Raw genomic sequence first — 10,124 nt, 5'->3', positions numbered from 1 at the left:
CCTGATCAATCAACGACCACGAAAATGTTTGGGCTGGAAGTCCGCTCACGAATCCTTTGCAGAGGAACTGTCGCACTTGGCTTGACAATCCGTCTTGCTTTACGTTTAAAACATGATGTTACGACTTGCGTTTATTTTACCGATCTAAAATTGGTTCTTTGGCTGGATCGTCTTCGTGCTACCCTTTACCTATGTGATAAGGAACAAGAAGGCTTGATTCGAACCATTTGTATGACAGAAGGTTTGTATTTACGGAAGTAATGTAGAAACGAGTTCATACCTACACCAAGTTAAAACAGCCTGTAGCGGCAAACATTGCCGATACAGGCTGTTTGAGCTTATAAACATGCGGTCACTACGAGCAGCGGCTGTATCCGCAGTTCGCACACGTCTTGCAGCCCTCGACATTCAGGAGCGAGGCCGTGCCGCAAGACGGGCACAGGTCGCGCGAGGTAGATGCGCTGCTGCTCTCCTTCAGGCCGATGACCGGGGCTTCAATCGTGGCCGCGATCGGAACCGGGTCCGTCTCCACGCCGAGTTCGAGCGCTTCCTGCTGGTGAATCTCCAGCGCCTTGGCTACCGCATCGGCAATCGACTCGACACGGTTGGCGCCGAAGCCGATCGCACCGGAGCCGCCGATGCCCTTCAAATGCTTGATGAGCAGCTCGACCTTGTTGCCGTGATCGCCGTAGCGAAGGAATAGCGAGCAGACGCGGCCGAGCGCTTCCGCCATCGCGAACACATCGGAACCGGCCTTGCCCACGTTCAGGAAAATCTCGCCCGGAATGCCGTTCAAATCGTTAATCGTGATATAAGCCATGCCGAAGGGCGTGTTCACCTTGTAGGTCGCGCCGCGCAACACTTGCGGACGACGCTTGTACACATTGCTGCCCGCACCGTTATTCGGCGTGGCCTGTGCGGTCACTGAAGCAGCCGGCGCTTCTGCCGCCTCTTCTGCCGGAGTCCCGGCTTCGGTCTGGTCAGCCTGCCCGTCCTCCTGCTTATCTCCCTTGTCGGTCGACAGAACCTGAACGTCACGGCTGCCGTCGCGGTAGATCGTGACACCCTTGCAGCCGAGATCGAAGGCCAGCTCGTACAACCGCTTCGTCTCTTCCACCGTGAAGTCATTCGGACAGTTCGCCGTCTTCGAGATCGAGCTGTCCACCCAGCGCTGGATCGCCGCCTGCACACGGATATGATCCTCGGCAGACAGATCCATTGCCGTAATGAAGTAATCCGGCAGATCCTGGCCCGGATGCGCGTCCATCCATTCCTGCGCGATCGGCACGAACTGCTCGTCGAAGCCGAGGCGGCTTTGACGGAAATATTTAAAGGCGAAGTACGGCTCGATGCCGGTCGAGGTACCGACCATCGTGCCGGTGCTGCCCGTCGGCGCTTGCGTAATGACGGTCACATTGCGCATGCCCTGCTGGCGAATCGCTTCGCCAACCTCCGGATACACCTCGAGCATGTTCTTCATGAAGCCGCTCTGCAAATACGGCTCTGTCTCGAATGCCGGGAACGCGCCCTTCTCGCCTGCGATCTCCGCCGACGCGAGATACGATTCGCGCGCGATAAATCCGAACAGCTTATCGAGGAACTCCAGTGATTCCGGGCTGCCATAGCGGATGCCCAGCTTGACCATCAGCTCAGCCAAGCCCATCGATCCCAAGCCGACGCGGCGCTCGTTCTGCTGGTTCTCTTTATTTTGCTCGAAATGATAAGGGGTCTTGTCGATCACGTTGTCCAGGAAGCGCACCGCGTAACGCGTGACCGTGGACAGTTCATCCCACGCGACATCATGCTTCTCCTCGTCATAGAACTTGGATAGATTGAGCGCGGACAGGTTGCAGACGCCCCATGCCGGCAAGCCCTGCTCCCCGCACGGGTTCGTGCAGATGATCGGGTTGAAATACCAACTGTTCGACATCTGGTTGTAATATTCCATAAACACGACGCCCGGCTCGGCCGATTTCCACGCCGAATCGATAATCGTATGCCAGATTTCCTGTGCCTTCACAGTGCGGTAAGGAATGACCGCCTTGCCGGCCTGCTTCCATTTATCGAGGTCTCCGTCCCACAGCTCGTCATATTCCGGATCGGACGTATCTGGGAAGACCAACTCCCAATCCAGATCTTCCTTGACCGCCTTCATGAAGCTGTTGCTGACACAGACGGACAGATTGGCGTTCGTCACCTGGCCCATGGTCTGCTTCACCGTAATGAAATCGACCACGTCCGGATGCCAATCGTTCATCATCAGCATGAGCGCGCCGCGGCGGCTGCCCCCCTGCTCAATCAATCCGGTCGTATAGCTGAACAATCCTCCCCAGGAGACGGCTCCGCTGGAGGAACCATTGACCCCGCGCACGATCGCGCGGCGCGGACGAAGTGACGACAGGTTGATCCCGACGCCCCCGCCGCGGGCCATAATCTCGGTCATCTCCGAGAGCGTCTCCATAATGCCCCCGCGGCTGTCCTTCGGCGACGGGATAACGTAGCAGTTGAACAGGGTCAATTCCTCGCTCGCCCCGGCCCCGGCCGCGATGCGGCCCCCAGGAACGAGCCTCCAGTCTTTCAATATATAACGGAATTTTTCCGTCCATTCGTTTTGTTTTTCCGGAGTTGGTTCTACCGATGCCATCGCAGCCGCCAGCCGATCCCACATTTCTTCCGGCGTCTTCTCTATCGTCAAGGTCAGCTTCTCTACCGTGGATTGAACCACCTCTTTGCTTCTCAGCTTGACGGAGACGAAGCGGCCGTCACGCGCTACCACTTCTCCGACTTCCTTTGCCGGGTACTTCGGATCGTCTTTGGTCAGCACCAGAACGACATCTCCTACCTTGGTGTTGTTCGTGTCCGCATCCTTCCATGCGTAACGATCCAGAAATATTTTCTCGCTTAGGCCTTCCAAGCGTTGCTTATGCCCCGTATTCAAAGAACACAACCTCCTACATATTGATCCATACTTGTATGATTACCACCGTACACGACAATTGAAGAGTTGTACAATGTATGTATTTTCCACAATATATTGTGTGCGATAATCATTGTACTATACTATATATAGAATTTTCTAATAATAAAAAAGGAAATATACCGTATGGATGAGAACCGGGGAACTCCATGCTTCGTTTTTCTCTAGCAATCTCTCTATTTTGTCTCTTGCTTTTTTAGAGGAAGGCATGAATCCCCGCTTCGGTCCTTATGAAGCTGTTTCGTCTCCGTCTTGCAGCCGGTTATGAAAGCATGCAAGAACGTCCATACTACCTCTATAGAGGAGGTCGAGAGGATGAACAGACATCAGCAGCCGAATCCTGGCCTTTCCGGTCCGCCGCCATCGGCCTTGGCCGGCTCGAACGGCGCCCCGAAGATGTGCCCCGCCGCGAGTTCCTGGCCGCTGTCGTCGCGTGCCATGCCCGGATCGCTGTCTATCGTGACGTATCGCGGCTGGCTGGAGGAGCTGTCGGACCGCATCGACAAGAACGGCCCCTGGAATGACTGGACACTGTTCCAGCTGGCCTATGAGGCGGAGCAGGCCAAGCGCATTCGCGCGTTCGACGAGCTGCAATGCCTGACCCATATAACGAACATAGAGCCGCTTCCCCATCAAGTAGAGACCGCCAAGAAGGTGCTTCACGAGATGCGTGGCCGCGCAATTCTGGCCGACGAGGTCGGTCTCGGCAAGACGATTGAAGCCGGACTCGTGCTGAAGGAATATATGATTCGCGGACTCGTCAAGCGCGCGCTCATTCTCGTCCCCGCCTCCCTGGTGCTTCAGTGGGTGCGCGAACTGCATCACAAGTTCGGCATTGCGGCGGTTGCCCAGAAGAAAAAATACCAATGGCAATCTGACATCGTCGTCGCCTCGATGGATACCGCCAAGCGCGATCCACATAAATCGATTCTGATGGAGCAGGAATACGACATGCTCATCGTCGACGAGGCGCATAAACTCAAGAACCGCAAGACGACCAATTACCAATTCATTCAGCATTTGCGCAAAAAATATTGCCTGCTCCTGACAGCCACCCCGGTCCAGAACGATATGAACGAACTGTACAATCTGATCACCCTACTCAAGCCCGGACAGCTTGGCGCGCAGGGTGAATTCAGCAGCAACTTCGTCGCCGACAAGCGCCTTCCGAAGAACGAAGGCCAGCTCCAAGGCAAGCTATCCAAAGTAATGGTGCGCAATCGGCGCGGCGAGGGCAGCGTGCAATTCACGCGGCGCATCGTCCGCAATGTGCCCTTGACGCTGTCGCCGGACGAACAGGCCTTGTACGAGGGGGTTTCCCGCTTCATCAAGGAGCAGTATCAGATGAACGGCCGCGATACCGGCAGCATGTTCTCGCTTATCACGCTGCAGCGGGAGGTGTGCTCCAGCCGGGATGCGGTCTTCCTAACCCTCGTCAACCTCGCCAAGAAGCTGCCCGAGGATTCGCCGATCCGCGATCATATCTGGGGCCTCGTCGATCTGATCAAGGCGATTGCGTCCAATACGAAGGCGGAGGCCGCCATGGACATTATCCGGCAGAGCAACGAGAAGGTGATCGTGTTCACCGAATACCGGGCGACGCAGGAATATTTGCTGCAATACTTCCGCAAGGTCGGCATCGTCGCGGTGCCCTACAGCGGCGGCATGAACCGGGGCAAAAAGGACTGGATGATGGACCTGTTCCGCGGCCGAGCCCAGGTGATGATCGCGACCGAAGCCGGCGGGGAGGGCATCAATCTGCAATTTTGCCACCATATGATCAATTTCGACCTGCCCTGGAACCCGATGCGCGTCGAGCAGAGAATCGGGCGGGTGCACCGCCTCGGCCAGATGAATGATGTCCGGATTTACAATTTATCGACCCAGGGTACCATCGAGGAGCATATTTTGAACCTGCTGCATGAAAAGATAAATATGTTCGAGATGGTCATCGGGCGGCTGGATATGATATTGGAACGGTTCGAGAAGCAGGGCTCCCTGGAGAAAAGTCTGACCCGCATTCTGCTGGAAGCGGGCAGCGACGAGGAGATCCGCCATCATGTCGAGCATCTCGGCGCGTCGCTGAACGCCATCCGCGCGGAAGTGGAAGCCGAAGCGGATGACGGGCAGAAGGCAGCGATTGGACAGTTACTGGACCAGATCAGTACGGAAGCGGAGGCTTGACATAATGAACACCGAGCAAGTGCGCGAATATGTCATGCGCTATTTGGAGGCGACGGACTGCCACATTCTCGAGAAGTCGCCGGCCCATGTGACCGTGAAGATGTCGGAGCGAGCCGATCGCATGCTGACGAACCGCCCCTATTATTGGGGCTTCATCGACCGTACGGGAGCAGAGGCGGAGACGATGCGCTTCACGTTCGTGTTCGATCCGGCCGCGATGCCGCCGGAGCCGCCGTACGCCATCTCCTATGGATCGGCGCCCACGCCTGCAGCCCCCGGGTCGGCCACTTTGACTGGCGGGACCGGCCCGCATGCCGCTGGAACCGCACCGCAAGCGGCTCCCGGCGAGTCCGTGCTCGGACGCTACTTCGGCGTAGCACCCGCATTCACAGGGGGGAAGGGCGGCCCCGGGCGCATCCCGCGCGACGACGTCACCTACGGGAGCAAGCGCCTCGAACAGATTATGCATGCTGCCCATTCCGAGGGCCGCTTCGTTCAGCTATTCGTGGAGCCACCGGCCGCCGGCTTCGCTTGCGGAGGGCGCTGCGTGAAGCAATCGGCCCCGTATGAGCCGTGGCTGCTGCTGAACTTCAAGCTGGAGTTCGCCTGCGATCTGAAGCGCGAGGAAATCCATTCCTACGGGATCTCGCTCGTCAGCGGCAAGATGCACCTCGGCTACATGGAGGAGGTGCTGCGAATGGACGTGACGCCGAAGCTGCCGCCCCATGTCCATGTTCTGCCATGGCAGCTGTCGCTGCCTGTGGCATTATCCAATGTGGAGGAGCACCTTGCTGAAGTCATCTCGCGACATGACAACGGTTGGGCGCGCGAAGCCAGCGTCCAGCTGGAAGAGGAATTGACCCGCCTCGCCTCCTACTATGAGCCGCTCATTCGCGAGGCAGGCCAACAGCCAAGCTGCATGCATCAAGGGGAAGCGCCCGATCCGCCTTCGAAGGGGGGGGCCATGACCATCGAGGAGCAATATGAGGTGCGCCAGCAGGAAGCGCGATGGCAGTTCGAGCCGCGCATCGCAGTCGGCCTCATTAACGCCGGACTCGTTCACGTACCCATGATCCCGTAGCCACAGCCGGGAGGCTCTCATGATCTGGACAAGGTGCAGATGATGCTGCGACAACGACGTTCTGCACCTCCCGCTTCCGCCCAGCCTTGTTAGAATGTCGGTTCGCGATGTCCGTGACGGTCGGCTATAATGCGCGGGTAATTGCTATTTTGTGCCAAAAATAGAACCGGCTCTGCAAGGCGTTTCATCCTCTGTTCCGACAGCCTTTTTATGGCTTGTCCCTTACAATGAAATGGCTGAACCTGGATCCGGACGAGTAGATCCGTATACATATTATGTCATAGACGAGAGAGGTGTTGGAGATGCAAAAAACGCCATGGTGGACAAGGCTGGCCAGTCTGATGACAACGGCGGCGCTGACCTCGCTCGCCGCGGGAGGAGTCACGTTCGCGGTATTGGCCGCGTCGGATTCGCTGTACCCGCTTCGCGGCGAACAGTCCCCCGTAACCTTGCAGAAGGCGCAGTCCGGTTATGTAGAAGCGGAACAAGCGCCCATAGATGTCTATTCGCTGATGCTGGTCGCGATGCGGAGCGATTCGGATCGCCATCATTCAGAACGCAGCCTCGCCGAGAGCCTGCGGGCACGATCCGTACGGGACATCGCGGACCGCTTCAAGCGGCAATTGGCGAAGGACGAACCGTTCACCGACTGGAGCAAAGCCCGACTGGAGACGATTCCCCTCGGCCCCGGCATGCATGGATGGCTCGTTCGCATCTTATCTGACCAAAAACAGATTGGATATATGATTCTGAAATTAACCGAGCAGGGAGATATCCGGCTGGGGGAATATGGCCGCGGAAGCGCCATGCCGTATCAAGAAACCGCCTTGCATTATGCGCTCGCCCATCGTCTGCAAGCCAAGGACGCGGCTTCTTACACGGGCCAGGTCGCGTTGCCGGATGTCCGGCCCTATTTCTTCGATCCGCTGGTAACGGTGTGGCGTCTCGTATGGAGCAGTGGAGAGGTGGAATGGCTTGATGCGCAAAGCGGGGAATGTCTGCCTCCTTCCTTCGATCCGGATCGACTAACAGCGCTATGGAGCAAGGACGGGCGGGCCGTCACGGTCTCCAGCGCGGAACAACGACAAGATCCCGCTGCGGCCGCCCTCCTGTTGGAGGCCGTTCCCAGACACGAAGCGAGCCGCGTTCCGGCGGGCGGCGATGGAGACGAGGCCATTCCTGCTCCAAGCTCCTACCGAGATCCGTTCGACCCGTACCACAATATTTTGTGGATGTCTCGGCAGCCGCAGCTTCGCAAGCCGGAAGCCGGGGTTCCTGTCGATTACAAGACGAAGCGGTGGGTCTATGTGCAGCAGCGCCCCGGGCTCGACATGAAGATGCCGTTCGCTTATATTGGAATGCAGCGGTGGCAGCGTGCCGGAGAGGCTGCCGATCGGGCTGTATCCTGGTACGTTATGATATCCAGCACCGATATGCAAGCGATGCGCTGGATTCCGGCGGAAGACGCGCTCGCGAACGGATGCTTCATCCCGCAATCTTAATCTCCATTCATCTGCATACAAAAAGGCACCTCTTCCATCAGGAGTGTGCCTTCTCATTTTGCGGAGGCCGCGGTCCCTTACGCCAGCGTACCAGCTTCAGGCGAGCCGCTCGACGAAGAAGAGGCTGCCCCGCCCGCCTCCACTTCCCTGCCCACATCTGCACGCTGAGCGGCACCATGCCGAACCATTTCGTTGGCCACGGCTCCTTTGTGCGGCTAATGCGCTCTAATCTGTGTTCACGCCGGGCTTCGACGGGGGTATCGATATACGTAACGACCCGCTGCGTAATATATTTGATTAGGTCTTGTCCCTTTTCCATGATAGTCACCTCCATCCTGTCCCTGTTGGTTGTTAGTGTGCCCCATTCCCCCTGGCAACAAACGCCGCCCAGAATGAAGCATTGTCTTATTGCGCACGATAAGAACAATTAATTTCATACAACTGAGGTGGTCACACAATATGCCTAATCCCCTATCCCTATGGTCCAGACGGACAAGGCGATGGCTGTATGCTATCATAGCGGTGCTCATAGGCGTGTCCTTCCTGCCCCTGTCCGTCTGCGCGCAGCAGGAAGCTAGTTGGAACGCGCATATTCCCGAACCGGCAACCGCCAGGCAGGCCCCTAAGAGATCACCGGACAGCGGCGTGTTCCCTTCCCAGCACGTGCTGATTGATGCGGGACATGGCGGAGTTGACGGCGGAACGAGCTATGGGAATATTTTGGAGAAAAACATCAATCTCGACATCGCCCGTAAGCTCTACCTATTACTGAAAGTGCGTGGCGTTCCCGTCATTCTGAACCGTACCGGTGATTACGCGCTAAGCGATGACAACCGCTGGTTAGGCGTACGCTCGCGCCATTCCAAGGACTTGGCGCAGCGAAGGCAGCTGAGCAGGGAAGTGCCGGTGTCCATGTTCATCAGTCTTCATGTCAATTGGTCCAGGCGACCGGAGGTGACCGGACCGCTAGTCCTGCACCAGAATGAAGGACGGAGCCGATTACTGGCTTCCCTCCTTCAGGATTCCTTGAACCCTTTCTTCTCTACGCATACCCTTCCCAAGCCTGGGAAGACGTATTACTTGCTGAAGCACGTCGTTCAACCGGCTGTCATCGTCGAACTGGGTTATTTGAGCAACGCCAAGGATCGCCGCATGCTGACCGATCCCCGATCGCAGACGGCCATTGCGGTCCGGCTCTGTGATGCGATCGTGCACTATCACACCATATATTGACTGCAAAGCGCCGGAAAGAAATGCTCCTTCCGGCGCTTTGCACATGATTTTAACGTCTGCACCCAACGCTCCTTCATCCGCGCATACGCATATTGATGAGCTTATCGCTGGTGACGCACGGCCGCATGCTGCGGCGAATCGAAAATGTCTACCTTGGCGGCATCCGTGGACGGCGGATGTTGTTCTTCCCCCGTCGCCCATACCCAGGCATCTCCGGCCAACCCGGCTACCGGAATCATCAGCGCAAGTCCGATAGCAAGACGTCTCATACCTCTGCCCTGAAGCCATTTTTGCAATATTTCTTTAGCCCGTTTCCCTATCCCCTTTTTCATCATCATCCCTCCATCGCTTGGACCAGATTCTGCATATCTTTATTACTATGCGTTATTTACGCCAAGGATATCCAGAAGACCTAATCATACGAAATAACCCCTGTAGGACGTGTTATCCTAAGGGGTTATCAGTTCTCCTGAATCATGATTACGTTCACCCAATCATATAGAATGAAATGTATGACGGAGGGCTTACCCATCCGTGAGATGATAGGCTCATATCCAATTCTTCGAATTCCATATACAGTGAATGACGTAAATCGCATCCATATCCTTGTTCAAAAAGCCGGTTATATCACTTCGTGATCCACAAAGCGGTTACGCCGTACGTTGATGAACACGATGCATAATGACATAGCCTTCGACGATACGGTACTGTATCGTGCCCGCTTGCTCCATCGCGTGCAAAACGCGGGTCAAGGCATCAACCGTATCCGAGATGACATCCAGTTCAATGCCGCGCGTATCCTGCAAATACCGTTTGTTCAACACTTCCCGGTATGACACAGGCAGGCGCGCGCATGCTTCCTGAAATATCATTTCTTGCTCCTTCGCACGGGAGATCGCATAACGAATGCGCTCTTGCTCCCGGCGCGTGCCTGGTCGCTTCGCCTCTTGGATGAAGGACATCCGGTAGGTCAAGCGGCGTTCATTAATCACGCGACTTGCCCGGTATCCGCCCAAATGGTTCAACCAATTGTGCACGAGTTGTGTATTCATTTGTATTACCTCCAAACCTTTCAACCTGCCGGACACTCTGCTGCCAGCAGGAAATCTAAAATTATTGTCGTTGTGTACATTCCCCTTTGCGATAG

At 56.4% G+C, this 10,124-nt stretch carries 8 protein-coding genes and 1 pseudogene; 5 read left to right on the top strand and 4 right to left on the bottom strand.

The features are described 5' to 3' along the window. Window positions 1-261 (top strand): annotated as a pseudogene (locus PPOP_RS23730) (hypothetical protein); the annotation flags it as partial. Window positions 262-355: 94 nt separating this feature from the next. On the opposite strand, the gene PPOP_RS00760 reads toward PPOP_RS23730, so the two are convergent. After that, window positions 356-2,938, bottom strand: a complete 2,583-nt coding sequence (locus PPOP_RS00760) for an adenosylcobalamin-dependent ribonucleoside-diphosphate reductase (protein WP_006284056.1) — start codon at window positions 2,936-2,938, stop codon at window positions 356-358. A gap of 477 nt (window positions 2,939-3,415) precedes the next feature. Between PPOP_RS00760 and PPOP_RS00755 the strand changes: the two genes are divergently transcribed. The 3 genes from PPOP_RS00755 to PPOP_RS00745 all read left to right on the top strand — a co-directional run bounded on the left by PPOP_RS00755 (window position 3,416) and on the right by PPOP_RS00745 (window position 7,744). After that, window positions 3,416-5,161 carry a DEAD/DEAH box helicase gene (locus PPOP_RS00755; RefSeq protein ID WP_234399632.1) on the top strand — a complete coding sequence of 582 codons (1,746 nt, stop codon included), beginning with the start codon at window positions 3,416-3,418 and terminating at the stop codon, window positions 5,159-5,161. A gap of 4 nt (window positions 5,162-5,165) precedes the next feature. Further along, a complete protein-coding gene (locus tag PPOP_RS00750; RefSeq protein WP_006284054.1) occupies window positions 5,166-6,242 on the top strand; it encodes a YqhG family protein in 1,077 nt (358 codons plus the stop codon). Window positions 6,243-6,544: 302 nt separating this feature from the next. Further along, the gene (locus PPOP_RS00745) at window positions 6,545-7,744 is read left to right on the top strand and encodes a hypothetical protein (protein ID WP_006284053.1); all 1,200 of its coding nucleotides are present in this window, start codon (window positions 6,545-6,547) and stop codon (window positions 7,742-7,744) included. Between the two features lie 37 nt (window positions 7,745-7,781). Here the strand turns inward: PPOP_RS00745 and PPOP_RS00740 are convergent, their stop codons facing one another. Continuing rightward, window positions 7,782-8,063 carry a YqzE family protein gene (locus PPOP_RS00740; RefSeq protein ID WP_006284052.1) on the bottom strand — a complete coding sequence of 94 codons (282 nt, stop codon included), beginning with the start codon at window positions 8,061-8,063 and terminating at the stop codon, window positions 7,782-7,784. A gap of 203 nt (window positions 8,064-8,266) precedes the next feature. Here PPOP_RS00740 and PPOP_RS00735 point away from each other — a divergent pair, with 203 nt between their 5' ends. Continuing rightward, window positions 8,267-8,977, top strand: a complete 711-nt coding sequence (locus PPOP_RS00735) for an N-acetylmuramoyl-L-alanine amidase (RefSeq protein WP_006284051.1) — start codon at window positions 8,267-8,269, stop codon at window positions 8,975-8,977. Between the two features lie 101 nt (window positions 8,978-9,078). Here the strand turns inward: PPOP_RS00735 and PPOP_RS00730 are convergent, their stop codons facing one another. Both PPOP_RS00730 and PPOP_RS00725 read right to left on the bottom strand, forming a co-directional pair. Next, window positions 9,079-9,309 carry an ATPase gene (locus PPOP_RS00730; protein ID WP_234399630.1) on the bottom strand — a complete coding sequence of 77 codons (231 nt, stop codon included), beginning with the start codon at window positions 9,307-9,309 and terminating at the stop codon, window positions 9,079-9,081. A 318-nt stretch (window positions 9,310-9,627) separates the two neighbouring features. Further along, window positions 9,628-10,029, bottom strand: coding sequence for a hypothetical protein (locus tag PPOP_RS00725; protein WP_006284049.1), 402 nt, complete (start codon window positions 10,027-10,029; stop codon window positions 9,628-9,630). Between the last annotated feature and the right edge of the window lie 95 nt (window positions 10,030-10,124).

Origin of the sequence: Paenibacillus popilliae ATCC 14706, from assembly GCF_000315235.1 — a bacterium.
Lineage (GTDB): Bacteria > Bacillota > Bacilli > Paenibacillales > Paenibacillaceae > Paenibacillus_B > Paenibacillus_B popilliae.
The sequence above is the reverse complement of the archived record's forward strand: the minus strand, read 5'-3'. Positions and strand labels throughout refer to the sequence as shown.